Here is a 17,010-nt window from a genome sequence, read left to right on the forward strand (position 1 = left end):
CCCTATGTATTATCGCGTAGCATTTGCCAGCACAGGGAAAGCGATTGACCAGCATTTCGGCTCTGCCCGCTATTTTCAGGTATACGACATTGACGGCGGCGAATCCAGGTTTTTTGAAACCCGAAAAATTACCGCCAAAGGCCAAAATAGCTGTGAGGGCGGATTTGACCAACTGCTTGCGGCTCTTTCCGATTGCAATGCGGTGTTTACCCTAAAAATCGGAAGAAGTGCAGCGGCCTTTATGATTTCCCGTGGCGTGCGGGTTTTTGAGGCAACGGGAGAGGTGGAGGAGATTGCTGCCCGGCTGATTGCAGAGGATATTTTAGGAGAATAGAGGCGTTGGCAGGTGCAAAAGGGGCAGTCCCAGCCCCGGTATTACTGTGGCGGAAATCTCTGCCGGCTGCTTCAAGGAGTTGTATATACACCCGCTGAGATTTGAAAGCACCTTTTCTTACGGTTGATATAATCATGAATATAAGGGGGTGGTGTTATATGAGTAGTGACTGTGACATGTGTGACTGCAGTTATATGCTGACACCAAGTAAATGTAAATACCACAACGGAAAGGGGTCAAAACATGACAAACGGAACTCAATTGCCGGCGTACCATTTCGATACGCAAAGGGTACGGGCAGGATATGAGCCTACAGAGCATAACAATGCGGTATCACCACCTATTTATCAAAGCACAGCCTATGATTTTAAGGATGTGGAGCATGCAAGAAATCTATTCAGCTTTCAGGAGGCCGGAAATCTTTACACTCGCGTAGGCAATCCCACTGTAGCGGTGCTGGAGCAGCGGGTAGCGGCATTGGATGGCGCGGCAGGCGCCGTCGCACTGGCAAGCGGTATGGCTGCCATCAGCTATACGCTGTTAAATCTTGCCGAAGGCGGGGGAAGGATACTCGCCTCACCTTATCTTTATGGAGGCAGTGCCGACAGCTTTAAAAAGGTGTATCCAAAGCTGGGGATTCAGTTTGATTACGCTAAAAATATCTTGAACCCCGAAAAGCTGGCGGAGGAAATCACTCCAGACACCAAGGCTGTTTTTATTGAGAGTATTTCAAACCCCAATACAGTACTGCTGGATGTGGATGCAATAGCTAAGGCCGCTCATGAACAGGGTATTCCTCTGGTAGTGGACAATACAATTGCCACGCCCTATCTCTTTAATCCCATTGCCCATGGAGCGGATATTGTCATCTACTCCGCGACAAAAGGACTGAACGGCCACGGTAACATTATCGGGGGATTGGTTCTGGAAAGCGGCAGCTTTAACTGGGAAAGTGAAAAATTTCCGCAGTTTTCGGAAAAATACTATACCCTGAGAGAATCGAACGGCAACCACAGAAGTTTTCCGGAGGTTTTCCCGGACTTTCCTTTCACAACACGGATTCGTTTTAATTACCTCAATTATTTCGGTGCGGCTATCGGCCCCTTTGATGCTTATCTTGCTATTATAGGGCTGGAAACGCTGTCTGAACGTTTGACAAAGCAAAGCCAAAATGCCGTAACTCTAGCGGAATATTTAAACGCCCACGAATCGGTGGAATGGGTTCGGTATCCGGCGCTTGAAGACAGCCCGCATCATACGCTCTATCAACGGGATTTCAAAAACGGTGCGGGCGGGATTCTTTCCTTCGGATTTAAAGGAACACAGGAGCAGCGGGAAATTTTCCTTAATGCGATTAGACTTTTCCACTACCACGTCAATATCGGCGATGCAAGATCCCTCATAGTCAATTCTCCTCAAACCACACACGGTGAACTGGAAGCCGATGAAAAGGCCGCCGCCGATATTCCCGAAAACCTGATCCGTATTTCGGCAGGCTTGGAAGATCCGGCAGATTTAATTGCAGATTTAGAGCAGGCTTTTCAAAAAGCAACCAAGTAAATATTTTTGCTCAATAAACATATTAGCCATATACAAATTAAAGGGGGATTGTTTATCATGAAAATCAAAAGACACACCCGGATTTTTGCGGGCCTGCTTTCGCTGCTTCTAAGCCTGTCGCTTGCAGCGTGTGCTTCTAATACCGAAACCACAAATGCAGACAGTAAATTCAAATACGGCAGGATTGATATTCCCGGCAAAGACGGCGCACTTTGCGGAGCACCTATCTATATAGCATATGACAAGGGGTTCTTTGCCGAAGAGGGCTTTGATGTAAACCTCATTTCTGCCGACGCGGAGACCCGCAAAATCGGGCTCAACAACGGAACTATTCCGATTGTAAACGGTGACTTTCAGTTCTTTCCTTCCATTGAAGAAGGCGTGAACGTGAAGGTTGTAGACGGTCTGCACAACGGCTGCATAAAGTTTATCGTCAAAAAAGGCTCTTCCATTAGAACGGCGGCTGACCTGAAGGGCAAGAAAATTGCCGTAGATGAAATTGGAGGCACACCGCATCAGGTAGCCAGCGTGTGGGTGGAAAAAGCCGGTATTTCCGCAAAACCCGAGGATAAAGAGGTGGAGTTTCTTGTGTTTTCCGATGGAAATCTTGAAATAGAAGCCCTTAAAAAAGGAGATGTGGATGTCGCTGCTTTGTGGGATCCGCTCGGCTCCATCTACACCACAGGTGATAACGCCAAGGACTATGAAGTGCTGTTTGATCTTTCCACCGACCCGACCTTTGCAGGCAAGTATTGCTGCTTCCTCTATGCCTCAGACAAGGTAATCAGGGATAATCCCGAAAAGGTTGCCGCACTGCTGTATGCCTATCAAAAGGCGCAGGATTGGATAGCGAAAAATCCGAAGGAGGCGGTAGATATAATCTCTGATAAGAAGTACTCCGCCATTGAGGACAAAGCGCTGGCAGAAGAGCTTCTGAAGAGCTATGTCTATCCGTCTGCGGAAGACCGAGCCGCCAACAGGCAGGATGTAGGCAAGGATGTGGAATACTTTGCCACAGAGCTTTACAATATCGGATACCTCAAGACTGATCCGGCGCAATTCGCAAAGGATGCTTATTATAAGGTGGACTTAAAGCTTGGCAAATAATAGCAGACCTCCAAAGGAGAAAAATATATGAACACATCATCTGCAACATCATTTTGGCGCTCCATTGCGGTTGCACTGCGTCTGCCTATTTCCACGAACAAAAGTGAGAGAAGGCAGACGGCCGGGCAATCTATCGGGAATAAAAAATTTATACTGCTTTCCGTTCTAACTGTGGCTGGATTCACTGCAGCCATTCTTGTAAACCTTTTGTTTCCGCAATTTGCCTCTGTCAAGATTTCACATTATCCCTTGCTTGGCGGGATGGAGCTTGACATTAACGGAGCATACCGAATTGTGCTGATTGCATTAATTTTGCTTTATCTGGGTATTGCGTCGTTTTCATGGCTTGACCCTGAACGCCGCAAGAAATTTCAGAAACGGATGCCGTTTCGGTTTGTAATTGGTCTGGTTCTGGCATTATGGGATGTTTTTGGAACCAAGCTCCTGCTTTTGCCGCAGCCGTTCTTTCCCGGTCCTGCGCGGATTATAGAATCCTTTTTGATGGAAAGCGGCTACATATGGCAAAACACCCTTTATTCCCTGCGGCTGTTTTTGGTGGGATTTATACTGGGTGTTGCCCTTGGAGTGGGCACAGGCATCCTTATCGGCTGGTTTCATAGCATATATTACTGGGTGTATCCGGTGCTCAAAATAACAGGAGTAATTCCCGCTGTGGCATGGATGCCGTTTGCATTAACCCTGTTTCCCACTCCGTTTGCTGCAGCCACTTTTCTAATTATCATCTGTGCGTGGTTTCCTGTGGCCTCTTTGACTGCATCGGGTATTGCGGGCACACCGAAGGTGCATTTTGAAGTGGCGAGAACACTCGGAGCGAAAACACCCTATCTGGTTTTTCGTGTGGCGATTCCTCATGCCCTGCCAAATATTTTTACCGGCATATCCACTGCAAACGCATTTACCTTTACAACGCTGGTAATGGCCGAAATGATGGGGCAGCCCGGCGGCTTGGGGTATTATATAAACGCCTCAAAAGTTTGGAGTGCCTATTATAAGGTATTTGCGGCTATCTTGGTTATGGCTGTGCTGTTCAGCCTGATTATGTATGCTATTGGCCTGATTCAAGGCCGCTTGCTGCGTTGGCAGAAAGGATTGGTGAAAGCATGAGTGAACAGCGGCTATCTGTTGTAAATAATGTGATATTGCGGATTGATTCGGTCAATCGCACCTATATAGATGATGCGGATAATTCCGTTGAAGCGTTGCAGGAGGTGAGCCTTTCTGTAAAACGGGGCGAATTCCTGTCTGTCATAGGTTCCTCAGGCTGCGGTAAAACTACTCTTTTGCGGCTGATTGCAGGGCTTGACACACCTGAATCGGGAGAACTGATGCTAGATGGAGAAAAAATCACGCAGCCGGCACCGCAGCGCGGCTATGTCTTTCAGCAGGGCAGCCTGTTTCCCTGGCTTACAGTTGAGCAGAACATTGCGGTGGGATTGAAGGCACGCGGTATCTATAAAGAAAACAAGGGCCAAGTGGCGGAGTATATTAAGCTCATAGGATTAAACGGATTTGAAAAATCCTATCCTCACCAGATTTCCGGCGGTATGGCACAGCGCGTTGCTATTGCCCGTGCACTCATCAATAATCCAACCATTCTGCTGCTGGATGAGCCAATGGGAGCCTTGGATTCCTTCACGCGTGCCGATATTCAGTATAAATTGCTGGAGCTTTGGAGGAAGAAGAATATAACTATGATTCTGGTAACACACGATGTGGATGAAGCAATTTATCTTTCCGACCGCATTGTGATTATGACAGCTCGTCCCGGCAAAATAAAAGAGATCATCGAGGTCAAATTGAAGCATCCAAGAGATCGCGGAAAATCAGATTTTCTCGCCCTGCGGCGCGATATCCTTGAAAAGCTGCATTTGGCCAGCACAAGTCCTCAGCCTGAATATATGATTTGAAGCCATGCCCGGAGTACCGTGCCGGACACTGTCAGGAGAAGCGGTAATAAACGAGCATTTTGCACACTTGTATGAGGCTTTATATATGCTTGACTGCCGGCTGGATTCTGTATGTACATAAAAGATATTGCAGCAAAGGAGATAAGATTTATGCTTTTAACGGAAAGGCGAGGTTATATTGACTGCATGATGCTGGAGAAATGCTGCAACAATGCCGCAAGGAGGAAGAGAACCATGAGTGAGCTTGATAATTCCGCGGAAGCGGAGAAACCATATATTGATATTCAGAACCTGACAAAATCATTTACGGTCAAGGGTGAGAGGCTGGAGGTGCTGAAGGGAATCTCTCTATCTATTTGCAAGGGTGATGTCTTCGGTATCATCGGGCTGTCCGGAGCCGGTAAATCCACGCTGGCAAGGTGCATAAACCGCCTTGAGACACCGGATACCGGCAGGGTTATCATAGACGGTGTTGATATATTGAGCCTTTCAAAAAGCCAGCTCCGAAGAGAACGGCAGCAAATCGGCATGATTTTTCAGACCTTCAACCTCTTTGAGGCTAAAACGGTTTATCAGAATATTGCCTATCCTCTTGCCATTAGAGGAGTAAAAAAAGAGAAACGCGACAGGCGCGTCAGAGAAATAGCTGAAGTGGTCGGTTTGCAGGAAAAGCTGTCTGCCTACCCGGCGGGATTGTCCGGCGGTCAGAAGCAGAGGATAGGAATCGCAAGAGCTCTAGCCAATAATCCCGATATTCTTCTCTCGGATGAGGCTACCAGTGCTCTTGATCCGCAAACAACCCTCAGTATTTTGGAGCTGCTCAAGGACATAAACAAAACGATGGGACTGACAATTCTGCTGATTACCCACGAGCTGGACGTTATCAAATATACCACCAGAAACATGGCGGTGCTGGAGGATGGCGTCATCAGCGAAGCCGGAAGAACCGGAGATATCTTCGCAAATCCAAACAGTGCGACCGGAAAAATGTTTCTAAAGGTTTATTCCGAGCTTCAGGAGAGCTATGTGCAAGGAGGCGGTATATGAGCCTTTTAAATACTTCATTCTGGGAAGTCTTTAAAGCTTCCTTTTCTCCGGGGGTGTGGAAGGAAATATGGCCTGCCGCCCTCGATACCCTGTATATGACCTTTATTGCAGCTCTGATTACTCTGGTGTTCGGCCTGCTTCTGGGTATAATAATGACTCTTACCGCCAAGGACGGTCTGCGGCCTGTACGCACCTTCAACACAAGCATGGGCTGGCTCGTCAACTGCCTGCGTTCATTGCCTCAGATGATTATGATTATTTTAATGATTCCTGTGGCAAGGATGGTATTAGGCCAATCCTACGGTATAAATTCCTGTATTATCGCACTTGCCGCCTCCTGTATTCCTATGTATGCCCGCATTGTACAAAGCAGCCTGCTGGAAATCTCCAAAGGAAAAATTGAGGCGGCTAAATCTATGGGCAGCAGCAATCTGCAAATCGTTTTGCGGGTGCTGCTGCCGGAAACCCTGCCTTCGCTTATACGCGGCTTTACAGTAGCGGTAATAGCAATTATTTCTATGAGTGCCTTGGCTGGTAATTTCGGTGCAGGCGGAATAGGAGATATTGCCGTACGGTTCGGGTTTCAGCGTTTTCAGCACGAGGTTCTCTTTGCCTGTGTATATGTTCTTATAATAATAGTACAAATTGTCCAGTTTGCGGGTGACTTTGCATCCAAGCTCATTCTTAAAAAGAGGCATCTTATTTAGCAAGCTTAAATTTAATTAAAAGGAGCTGCATATTATGAAAAAGATTATTAACATGATTATATTAACCGCCCTGACCTTAACCAGCCTTGCTGCCTGCTCGCCAAATGGCGGCGGCACCTTATCAGGCAGCACATCCTCAGAAGGTACCCCTTCAGTAACTTCCGGCACTGTTCAGAGCATAGAAATCAAGGGTATCGCTGACCTTGTTCCCCACAGTGAGCTTATAGAATATGTCAAAGACAAACTGGCTGCCGAGGGAGTTATCGTTACGCTGGTATCCACTGCGGCGGATGCTACCACCAATGAGCGTACAGAAGCAAAGGAAGTCGATTTCAATTTCTTTCAGCATTACCCCTATTTAAAGCAGTGGAATGAGACCAACGGAGGGCATCTGATTAATGTTGCTGATATTCATGTTGAACCCATCAGTGCCTATTCTGACAAGTATAAAACAACGGAGGAGGTTCCGGATAATGCCAAAATAGCCATTCCTAATGATGCAACCAACGAATACCGCGCTTTGCGGATTCTGGAAATAGCCGGTTTTATAAAACTTGACGAAACGGCTGCGACCAACCTGAAGGCATCAGTATCAAATGTCAAGGAATACCTCAGGCCGGTTAAGCTGGTGGAGCTGGACAGTGCGACTATTATCCCCACCAAGGAGGATTTTGACGTATTCATCACTAACGTAAATAAGGCACTTGAAGCGGGGATTACTTCTGCCGTTCTGTTTAAAGAAGGCGAGGATTCGCCTTATGCCAACATCATAGCTGTTCGCAGTGATTTGTCCGCCGGTAAGCGGGCAGCAGTAGATAAGCTGGTGAAGGCTCTCCGGTCGGAAGATACCCGTAAATATATTTCTGAGAAGTATAATGGGAAGGTTATTCCGGCAAAGCTGAAATAACTGTGCTGCTATGATATTATTCTTACTATATGCAGAGGTATATGAACGGAATAAATTTATACAGGAGATACGTTTACCCAAAAAAGCCCAATGACACCGGGCTTTTTTGGGCTTGCCTTAGATTGCAATTTGAAAAATTACCATTTTTCTATCGCCTTCGATAATTTTGCATCAATATCCATTCTTGTTCTTTTGCATTTGCTCGGATTCTGCCTGCCGGATTTAAATGCAAAGCGAATTAACAAGCCGGAAACCAATGGTATGACAGACTCAAGCATAGTCTGCGGAAAAACAAAATGTGTTCCGTATTTATAAAGCAGCGATTGGTACTGACTGTCATGGGCATGGCTTTCAAGCCTGTTTTCCATTCTTTTGATATACCTGCAGGTATCCCATAATGCGTCGTCTTCAGCTCCTATAAAAATAATACTGCCTTTAATATTCTCAACCTTTATTTTTTCTTCCTCGCTAACAGGATGCAGCCTTTCTGATTCACAAAACATTTCTCTGCTTGCGATAAAATTTCCGCTCTCCTTTGATTCCTTTTTAATCATTTGCCAATATGCCGGATGGCGGTATGCATACGGAAGATAGGGCAAAGGCTTTCCTTCATATGAAACGCTTGATTCATTTACACCCGGTCTTTCATGGGCGCCATCAAGCCTGTCCTGGTAAAAGCCTTCCATAATAAAATCGCTTGGCGTCAGGGCAATTGTTAATGTAATATCATGGTAATATGACGCGGCAACCAAAGCCAGCATACCGGTAGTGGAGGCTCCTGCAATTCCAATTTTATTGTTCTCCTGTGTTTTAAGATATTTGATGGCTGCCTCGAATCTTTCTAAAGGATAATTATGATGACCATAGTCTTTTTTAGAAGGAGACATGGCCAATACGTTACATCCCAGCTTCTGAAACCACTTCACACCTGAAACAGCCATTCTGTCATCAACGGCATCGCCAAGCATCAGGATAATAGCTTTGTCGCTTTTGGCAGCATTAGGATAATATGCTCCGTAAAAGCTGTCTTTCTCTATATTAAAAAAAAGTTTTTTCATGTTATCGCCTCTTTAAAATCCAGATTATCTGCGTGATGAACAAGCTCTGATATATAATATTACTAAAAAAAGACATAACAATCCTTGGCGGAAAGCTATGTCTTTTCTGGCAGGGGTGGGGGGACTCGAACCCACAGCCAACGGTTTTGGAGACCGGTACTCTACCAATTGCGCTACACCCCTAAGACGAGTATTAGTATACAATACACCTTATGTTTTTGTCAATGGCAATTTTAAAAAATGTCAAAAAAATACTATGAGAAATATTAGCTGAGAAATACTAGATATTACTTGATAAAAACAATTATTAAAAGTACAATAATATAGTATCTTTATGTTTAATTATGAGGGACGAGATGAAATTTAAGGAGATAAAATTTAAAGAAGGATATATCGTTTTTTTATTGGCTTTTATGCTTTTGGGGGCTTCGATTACTGTTCAGGTCAGAAGTACGGTTACTATGCAGCGGCAGGCTGCTGAGATACTGGATACGGATAAGCTGAAAATTCAGCTTGATGAGAAAATTAAAACAGGAGAGGGATATAAGGCTCAGATCGATGAGATGGAGACTGATATATCCGCTTTTTTGGCTGCACCTGATAACGATATAAATATTTCAACTAAAAATGAGCTTGATTATTTGAAGCTTATATCCGGTCTGACCGATGTTACGGGAGAAGGAGTTTTAATTACGCTGAATGATGCAGAAATGCCCGAATCGGAAACAGCTATGGATTATATTATACATGACAAGGATATATACAGCGTCGTGAATCAATTAAAAATGGCAGGTGCCATTGCCATAGCCATCAACAATGAAAGAATAATTGCAACAAGCGAGCAGATTTGTGCCGGGCCTACCGTAAAAATAAATAACAACAGGTATGCAGTTCCTTATGAAATAAAAGCGATAGGTGATTCCGAGGTGCTTTATGAAGCATTGAAGGACAGCTATTTAATTAATGATATGCTGACATTCAAAAAACGTGTTACATTTACAAAAGAGAATAATATTATAATTCCGAAGTTTGCAAATGATATTAATGGGCTGATTTCCAGGCTGGAGGTAATAAACGATGAAAACAAAAAAAATCAGCAGTAGTATATCTATAACAATTCTCTGTTTGATACTGGGACTTGCGTTATCGTGGCAATTCCAAAGCATCAGGAATAATACAAGTGTCATGAATCTGGAAAATCAAAAAAAAGACGACCTGGTTGTTAAAATACTAAACGAGCAAAAAAATAACGAAAACTTGAAGGCAAAGCTCAATGAACTTCAGGTCCAAATAGGCAAATTTGAAAATGCAAGCGGTAATTCCGATAAAAATATGAAGCTGTTATCCGATGAGATAAACAGACTTAAGATTGTTGCCGGGCTGACGGATGTAAAGGGTAAGGGAGTAATAATCACTTTTGCAAAGGAGGATTCATTAAATGTAGCTGATGATGACATATTATCAATACTTAATGAATTGAGAGCATCTGATGCGCAGGCTCTGGCAATAAATGAACAAAGGGTTATAGATACCACCGAAGTCAGAGCGGCAGGCAGCTATATTATGGTAAATGGGCGTCATGTTATTCCTCCGTACCAGATAAAGGCAATAGTTGACCCTGACAATGCTGTAAACGCATTAAACATGATTGGCGGACCTTTGGAAAAGATCAAGCTTTTTATTGATGTTAGTGTACAAAAATCCGATGAAGTTGTTATTCCGAAAATAAGTGAGGAGCTTATAAAAACAGGTAAGCTGACCACCATTGAGAGTAAATGACAAATTGAAAATAAGACAGATTCCAGATAACAGGCCTATATGTGTTGTTTACACTATATAAGGCTTTTTTCTTGTTCTCAAAAGTGAATAAATTATATATAAATATAAATGAGAAACATTTTCTTTTAATGGGCAGGAGTGAGTGTTTTCAATTATCATTGTGCTTGAGCTACTGGAGGGATTAGATTGAAAATAAAGAAAGCCGCTATTTTATCTGTTGTACTTATATTTTTATCTTCCGTTGTAAATTGTATTATTGTACGAAGAAGTAATTCCGTATCAAATTCAAGCCTCTCCGATTTAGGCGGCGTTTACAGTGTCAGCAGCAGAAATATTGATTATTCTACCGAGCTTACCGGAAATCTGATAGAAGAAGTTGGCTCTGATAATGACATATCAATTCAAAGTGTCTATCCATATGAGCAAAAGCGGTGCTGGGGAATATTGAGACAGCCGGAAAATCAGACTCCCAAGGCTGATCCGGGCGCAGATAAGGTTTTGGAAAGGTATGGAGGAAGGTATGTGGGCGATACTGCAAAGAAAATAATATATTTAACCTTTGATGAGGGCTATGAAAATGGTTATACGGCAAAAATTCTTGATACCTTAAAAGATAATAATGTCAAGGCTGCATTTTTTATTACCGGACCTTATTTAAATGAACATTCGGATTTGGTAAAAAGAATGGTAGAGGAAGGCCATGTTGTAGGTAATCATACTATCCATCATCCCAGCTTGCCGGAGAAAAGCGACTCTGAAATTGAGGAGGAGGTTTTGGGGCTGGAAAGAGCTTTTACAGAAAAATTCGGTGCCAGGATGAAATTTCTCAGGCCTCCTAAAGGGGAATACAGTGAGAGAAGCCTTAGCATCACCAGCAAGCTTGGGTATTGTAATCTTTTTTGGAGTTTTGCATATGATGATTGGCATAGGGATAAAATAAGAGGCCCTGAATATGCTTACAAAATGGTTATGAAAAATCTGCATAACGGTGAAATTATGCTTCTTCATGCTGTATCAAAGGATAATGCCGATGCGCTGGATATGATAATAAAGGGAGCGGCCGCAAACGGGTATGAATTTGGAGATGTAAAGGATTTGGAAAACTGATACTAGTAAGACAGCTTTACAAGCTTCAGATAGAGGTGGAGGAAGGTCTTTAATATCAGCGTACCTCCACGTTTGCAACAAATATTTTTATGCCGGAAATTTGGCGTGGAGGTTAGACGCAAAGAGACAAAAAAACGAAAAAATCAGCAAGAGTAAACAGAAGCTTGAGAAAAATATAAAGCCTGATACAAAAATAAGGCTGAGAGAAAAATTTACCGAGATGCTGGAACTGCCAAAAGAAATAGTATTGGATATGCCCAAACTAACTATGCTTGGAAACGGTGACCTTATTATAGAAAACTATAAGGGTATTGTTGAATACGATGAAGATATTCTTCGTGTTAATACCACTTCCGGAATTATAAAGGTAAACGGTGAGGATGTCTACATAAAGGAGATTACTCCTGAAAGCATAATGATTTATGGAAATATCTTTTCACTGGAATTTTTGAAATAACCAAGTCTTTATTAACTGGAGGGTTAAAATGTTAATTTTGAGGTTATGGAATTATATCAGAGGATATGTTATTATTATTGTTGAGGGATATTTTCTGGAAAAGTTCATAAATATATGTACCCACAGGCAGTTAAGACTATGGAATGTTAAATGGCATAAAAACAGTAAAGTCAAAATGATGATCAGCATTAAAGACTTTAGAATGCTTAGGCCTATTGCAAGAAAGACACGCTGCAGAGTACATATTATTAGGAAAAAGGGCTTCCCTTTTATATTAGATAAATACAGAAACAGAAAACCCTTTGTCATTGGATTAGGAATTTGTATTACAGCTTTTTTGGTTATATCATCCTTTATATGGGATATATCGGTTACGGGAAACAGCAGAGTACCGACAGACTTGATAATAGAGAAGCTCAGTGATAACGGAGTCAAAGTGGGAACTTTGAAATACAGAATAAACCCTGAATATGTTGTCGGCAACATGATGCTTGAATTGAATGATCTTGCGAGAATCAGCGTTTATATTCATGGGACAAAAATACAGGTGGTTGTAAATGAGAGAGTGAAACCGCCTGATTTGATAAACAGAAATATACCTTGTGACATAGTTGCTTTGAAAGAAGGTGTGATCAGTTCCGTTGTGGCAAAAGAAGGCCTTGAAGCAGTTAAAATAGGAGATACTGTTATAAAAGGTCAGCTGCTTATTACGGGAAAAGTCGAAAATATAAAAAATCCTGAGTCAGAGCCTTTAATGGTTCATTCCATGGGAAGCGTCAAGGCAAGAACCTGGTATGAAGCCAGTGCAAAGGTGGTAAATAAGCTTACAAGAACCAAAAGAACAGGCATGAAAAAGGAAAATTATTCTATAGTTCTATTTACAAAAAAATTCAAATTATTTCATGGCAAAAATCCATATAATAATTCAGAACATGTAGAATTAAAAAAGCAATTGTGTATTGGGAAGTATTTAGCCTTACCCTTTGAAATTATTACAGATCAGTATTATGAATATAATTTGGAAAAATATGAAATAGATATTGAAGCAGCAGAGGAGATAGCATCAGAAAAGGCAGCAGCCTTAGCAAAGCAGAAGGTGCCTGAAAATGCAGAAATAGTTAAGACGGATATTTCTTTTGTCAATAATGATAACGGTGAAAGTATAGCTAATGCAGTGATTGAATGCATTGAGGAGATTGGGGTTACGCGTGAGATAGGAGGAATGTAGCACTTGGCAGAGAAAATAGAAAAAAATATTGATTTTTTCAGTATAGATTATGCAATGAATATTTTCGGAAACTATGATGAAAATATAAAAATTATTGAGGAAGCCTTCAAGGTAAAGGTTGTAACAAGGGACACATCAATTGCAATCAGCGGAGAGGCCGAAAATGTCAGTAAAGCGGAAACAATTGTGATAAAATTGTTAGATATAGCAAAGCAGGGAGAAATTATTACAAGACAAAATGTGCAGTATTTGATTGGCCTTACAAATGAAAAGCAAATTGAAAAGGCGGATGAGATATTAACGGATTATGTTTGCCTGACAGCAAAAGGAAAGCCTATTAGAAATAAAACCCACGGACAGAAGCTGTATGTTGATGCAATGAAAAAGAATGATATAGTTTTTGGAATAGGTCCTGCCGGTACGGGTAAGACCTTTTTGGCAGTTGCTATGGCAGTAACAGCCTTCAGAAATAAAGAAGTTGACAGAATTGTTCTTACAAGACCTGCCGTTGAAGCAGGCGAAAAGCTGGGCTTTTTGCCCGGCGATTTGCAAAACAAGGTTGATCCGTACCTAAGACCTCTTTATGACGGGCTTTATGAAATTATGGGCGCGGATTTGTATATGAAGTATCTTGAAAGAGGGATGATAGAGATAGCTCCGCTGGCTTACATGAGAGGGAGAACTCTGGACAATTCCTTCATCATTCTTGATGAGGCGCAGAATACAACACCTGAGCAGATGAAAATGTTTCTGACAAGAATAGGATTTAATTCAAAGGCTGTTATAACCGGAGATATCACCCAGATTGATTTGCCGGGAGACAAAAGGTCAGGCCTGAAGGAGGTAACTCAAATTTTGAAGGATATAGACGGAATTGAATTTTGTTATCTTTCTCAAAAGGATGTCGTGCGGCATGAATTGGTTCAAAAGATTATAGTTGCTTATGAAAAAATTTCTTCAAAGGAAAACATGCAGGATAGCAGGTAAATTTAACCATATAAGAAGCATAGGTTTATTTATTTTTGCTGGGAGGTAACTAATGAAAAAAACTAAAAAAAGCAATAAGCTGAGCAAGATTACAAAGAACTTTACAGTTCAACGTTTTTTTATGGTAATTGTTACAGTTCTGATTGCTTTTATTATAATTGAAACAGGGGCTCAACCAACGAGATACAAGCTTAATGCGGGTGATGTGTCAACCAATGATATAGTTGCACCCAGAGAAGTGGTTAATGAGGTCCTGACCGAAGAAAACAGAATTTCAGCCAGAGATAATGTTGAACAGGTATATAAGGAAGATACACAAGCTTTTATACAGGTTATCTATAAAAAGGATGATTTTTTTAAGGCGGTATCAACTGCCAGATTAAGTGTTGAAAAGAAAATGAAGGAGCTTGGCCTGTCACCGGGCAGCAAAAACTACAATCAATATTTAAAGGAAGCTGAGGAAGCGGCACAGGAGAGCCTTGCAAATAAGTTAAAGGAACTTTCCGTTCAATTATCGGAGGAGCAAACAGCTTATCTTGTCTCAAGGGTGTCAGACAGTGAGACAGAAGCTTTTGAAGTTCTGACCAAGCAGCTTATTTCGCAGTCTATGTCTGAGGTGATTACACAGAGCAATCTTGACATACATATACAGAATTTGCGTAACAGCTATAATAATGAACAGGGTATAAGCGATGAGCTTAAAGACATAGGCGGACAGCTTGCCGGGAGTATATTAAGGCCTAATCAAGTAATTGACAATGAGGCTACCGAGAAAAAAAGGCAGGACGCATATAATAATGAGGCTAATATTGTTAAAATTAAAAAGGGATCTAGGGTAATCAGCTTCGGAGACATAGTTACAATGGACAAGCTGAAGATTCTTGAAGAGCTTAACCTCTTGGAAACCAAGGAAAGGTATGACTATCTGTTTTCGCTGGGGATTTTTGTTACGTTGCTTTTCCTTACAGGGATAGCTGCCGTATTCTTGAGAAAATATAATAAAAAAATATACAAAAGCAGAAAAGAATTATTTTTGTTATGTCTGATAGTTATAATTATGCTTGTTTTAGCCAGATATTTGTTTCCTTTCTATGGAGGTCTTATTATTCCTATTTTTGTGGGAACAATGCTTATATCAATACTTCTTAACTTTGAACTTGCAGTAGTTATTAACTGTGTTCTGACAGTTTGCATATCATTAATGCTAAAAGGCGATTATAAGTTTTTATATATGGGGTTGGTTTGCGGTGCAATATCGGCATTTCTGGTTACAAAAGCACATCAGCGCAGCAGATTGTCAATGAACGGAGTTTTGCTTGGCTTAATCAATGCCGTTTTTATAGTTTTTATCAATTTTATAGAAAAAAGCGACGCTGCCACCATTCTTAAAGAAAGTGCGGCAGTATTCCTTAACGGAATAGTTTCCATGATACTTACCATAGGATTGCTTCCGTTTCTGGAAAGTGCGTTTGGTATAGTAACTCCGTTAAAATTGCTGGAAATATCAAACCCCAATCACCCTTTGCTTAAAAGGCTGCTTATGGAGGCACCCGGCACATATCATCACAGCTTGATGGTTGGAAACCTTGCGGAGGTGGCAACTGAGGATTTAGGAGGCAATGCGCTTCTTGCCAGAGCCGGAGCCTATTTCCATGATGTCGGAAAGCTTAAAAGACCTGATTTTTTTAGTGAAAATCAATTGTCTGAAAATCCGCATGAGAGAATGGCACCAAATGTAAGCACTGTTGTGATTAAGGCACATACTGTCGATGGCGCTGAAATAGCCGCAAAATACAAGCTGCCTCCTGTAATTAAGGACATAATAAAGCAGCATCATGGAACAACGCTTGTGGCATATTTTTATTACAAGGCAAAAAAGTCGGAGTCGGGTGATGAAGTTAAGCAGGAGGACTACAGATATGAGGGGCCAAAGCCTCAGACAAGGGAGGCTGCAATCGTTATGCTGTCTGATTCGGTTGAAGCTGCAGTCAGATCCATGAGCAATAAAACAGAAGAAAAAATAGAGGCATTAATCAGAAAGATTATTAAGGACAAGCTTGATGACGGACAGCTGAACAGATGTCCGCTGACATTGGCTGATTTGGACACCATAGCGAATTCCTTTATGAAGGTTTTGAGCGGTTACTTCCATGCACGTGAGCAATACCCTGAAATAAGGGAGCTGTTAAAAAAAGATGTTTTTATTGAGGCAAAGGGAGAGTATAATATAGGACAGGCTCAAAATAACGGAACTATTTTTGAGGAAGGAAAGAAGGACGGAGGAGCAAAGGTTGATAATAATTGAAAATGAACAGGATAAGGTATCAATTCATGACAATATTAATATAATCATTAAGAAGGTAATTGATTTATGCATGAAAGCGGAGAAGCTTCACAAGGACTATGAAGTCAGCGTGCTGATTGTTGACGATGAGGAAATAAGGCTTATAAACAAGGAGCACAGAAATATAGACAAATCTACTGATGTCCTGTCCTTTCCCATGGCGGAATTTTTAAACGGAGAATTAATTTCTGATGCAGGAGACTATGATATAGAATTTGATGTTCTAATGCTGGGAGATATTATTATTTCGGCTGAGACCGCAAAAAGGCAGGCAATGGAATATGAACACAGCTTTGAGCGGGAAATGGCATTTTTAACAGCCCACTCCTGCTTTCACCTGTTAGGCTATGATCATATGGAAGAGGCTGAAGAAAAGGTTATGCTTGTTAAGCAGGAGGCGGTTCTGGAGGAAATAGGCTTAACCAGGCAAACATAGAAGCAGCTTGAAAAGTATTGATGC

General features: G+C 41.8%; 17 protein-coding genes and 1 tRNA gene. 16 read left to right on the forward strand and 2 right to left on the reverse strand.

Annotated elements, in window-relative coordinates; genetic code table 11:
* Window positions 1-4 precede the first annotated feature (4 nt).
* The 8 genes from LY28_RS06875 to LY28_RS06910 all read left to right on the forward strand — a co-directional run bounded on the left by LY28_RS06875 (window position 5) and on the right by LY28_RS06910 (window position 7,590).
* Window positions 5-334, forward strand: coding sequence for a NifB/NifX family molybdenum-iron cluster-binding protein (locus LY28_RS06875; RefSeq protein ID WP_110461435.1), 330 nt, complete (start codon window positions 5-7; stop codon window positions 332-334).
* A 243-nt stretch (window positions 335-577) separates the two neighbouring features.
* The gene (locus tag LY28_RS06880) at window positions 578-1,894 is read left to right on the forward strand and encodes an O-acetylhomoserine aminocarboxypropyltransferase/cysteine synthase family protein (RefSeq protein WP_110461436.1); all 1,317 of its coding nucleotides are present in this window, start codon (window positions 578-580) and stop codon (window positions 1,892-1,894) included.
* A gap of 57 nt (window positions 1,895-1,951) precedes the next feature.
* Window positions 1,952-3,001 carry an ABC transporter substrate-binding protein gene (locus tag LY28_RS06885; RefSeq protein ID WP_110461437.1) on the forward strand — a complete coding sequence of 350 codons (1,050 nt, stop codon included), beginning with the start codon at window positions 1,952-1,954 and terminating at the stop codon, window positions 2,999-3,001.
* A 27-nt stretch (window positions 3,002-3,028) separates the two neighbouring features.
* The gene (locus LY28_RS06890; protein WP_110461438.1) at window positions 3,029-4,126 is read left to right on the forward strand and encodes an ABC transporter permease; all 1,098 of its coding nucleotides are present in this window, start codon (window positions 3,029-3,031) and stop codon (window positions 4,124-4,126) included.
* Window positions 4,123-4,929 carry an ABC transporter ATP-binding protein gene (locus LY28_RS06895; protein WP_110461439.1) on the forward strand — a complete coding sequence of 269 codons (807 nt, stop codon included), beginning with the start codon at window positions 4,123-4,125 and terminating at the stop codon, window positions 4,927-4,929. Before LY28_RS06890 ends, LY28_RS06895 begins: the two co-directional genes overlap by 4 nt.
* Window positions 4,930-5,163: 234 nt before the next feature.
* Window positions 5,164-5,976, forward strand: a complete 813-nt coding sequence (locus tag LY28_RS06900) for a methionine ABC transporter ATP-binding protein (protein WP_110461440.1) — start codon at window positions 5,164-5,166, stop codon at window positions 5,974-5,976.
* A complete protein-coding gene (locus LY28_RS06905) occupies window positions 5,973-6,683 on the forward strand; it encodes a methionine ABC transporter permease (protein WP_110461441.1) in 711 nt (236 codons plus the stop codon). The genes LY28_RS06900 and LY28_RS06905 overlap by 4 nt, the downstream gene beginning before the upstream one ends.
* A gap of 34 nt (window positions 6,684-6,717) precedes the next feature.
* Window positions 6,718-7,590 carry a MetQ/NlpA family ABC transporter substrate-binding protein gene (locus LY28_RS06910; protein WP_110461442.1) on the forward strand — a complete coding sequence of 291 codons (873 nt, stop codon included), beginning with the start codon at window positions 6,718-6,720 and terminating at the stop codon, window positions 7,588-7,590.
* Between the two features lie 137 nt (window positions 7,591-7,727).
* On the opposite strand, the gene LY28_RS06915 is transcribed toward LY28_RS06910, so the two are convergent.
* Complete coding sequence (locus LY28_RS06915; RefSeq protein ID WP_110461443.1) at window positions 7,728-8,648, reverse strand: acyl-CoA thioester hydrolase/BAAT C-terminal domain-containing protein; 921 nt, start codon at window positions 8,646-8,648, stop codon at window positions 7,728-7,730.
* Window positions 8,649-8,755: 107 nt separating this feature from the next.
* Window positions 8,756-8,831 (reverse strand) — tRNA-Trp (locus LY28_RS06920).
* Window positions 8,832-9,004: 173 nt separating this feature from the next.
* On the opposite strand from LY28_RS06920, the gene LY28_RS06925 reads away from it, so the two are divergent.
* The 8 genes from LY28_RS06925 to ybeY all read left to right on the forward strand — a co-directional run bounded on the left by LY28_RS06925 (window position 9,005) and on the right by ybeY (window position 16,986).
* Entirely contained in the window at window positions 9,005-9,751 is a 747-nt protein-coding gene (locus LY28_RS06925) for a DUF881 domain-containing protein (RefSeq protein ID WP_242981174.1), read from the forward strand.
* Window positions 9,726-10,427 carry a DUF881 domain-containing protein gene (locus LY28_RS06930; RefSeq protein WP_110461444.1) on the forward strand — a complete coding sequence of 234 codons (702 nt, stop codon included), beginning with the start codon at window positions 9,726-9,728 and terminating at the stop codon, window positions 10,425-10,427. The genes LY28_RS06925 and LY28_RS06930 overlap by 26 nt, the downstream gene beginning before the upstream one ends.
* A 186-nt stretch (window positions 10,428-10,613) precedes the next feature.
* Window positions 10,614-11,534, forward strand: coding sequence for a delta-lactam-biosynthetic de-N-acetylase (pdaA, locus tag LY28_RS06935; protein WP_110461445.1), 921 nt, complete (start codon window positions 10,614-10,616; stop codon window positions 11,532-11,534).
* Between the two features lie 100 nt (window positions 11,535-11,634).
* The gene (yqfC, locus tag LY28_RS06940; RefSeq protein WP_479692075.1) at window positions 11,635-11,991 is read left to right on the forward strand and encodes a sporulation protein YqfC; all 357 of its coding nucleotides are present in this window, start codon (window positions 11,635-11,637) and stop codon (window positions 11,989-11,991) included.
* Between the two features lie 28 nt (window positions 11,992-12,019).
* Window positions 12,020-13,219, forward strand: a complete 1,200-nt coding sequence (gene yqfD / locus LY28_RS06945; protein ID WP_110461446.1) for a sporulation protein YqfD — start codon at window positions 12,020-12,022, stop codon at window positions 13,217-13,219.
* Window positions 13,220-13,273: 54 nt separating this feature from the next.
* Window positions 13,274-14,206, forward strand: coding sequence for a PhoH family protein (locus LY28_RS06950; RefSeq protein WP_479692076.1), 933 nt, complete (start codon window positions 13,274-13,276; stop codon window positions 14,204-14,206).
* Window positions 14,207-14,258: 52 nt separating this feature from the next.
* Entirely contained in the window at window positions 14,259-16,511 is a 2,253-nt protein-coding gene (locus LY28_RS06955; RefSeq protein ID WP_110461448.1) for an HD family phosphohydrolase, read from the forward strand.
* Window positions 16,498-16,986 (forward strand): rRNA maturation RNase YbeY, encoded by a 489-nt coding sequence (gene ybeY, locus LY28_RS06960; RefSeq protein WP_110461449.1) that lies wholly within the window; start codon window positions 16,498-16,500, stop codon window positions 16,984-16,986. The genes LY28_RS06955 and ybeY overlap by 14 nt, the downstream gene beginning before the upstream one ends.
* The last annotated feature ends 24 nt before the right edge of the window (window positions 16,987-17,010 follow it).

The sequence above is a fragment of the Ruminiclostridium sufflavum DSM 19573 genome, from assembly GCF_003208175.1.
In the GTDB taxonomy this organism is placed as follows: Bacteria; Bacillota; Clostridia; order Acetivibrionales; family DSM-1351; genus Ruminiclostridium; species Ruminiclostridium sufflavum.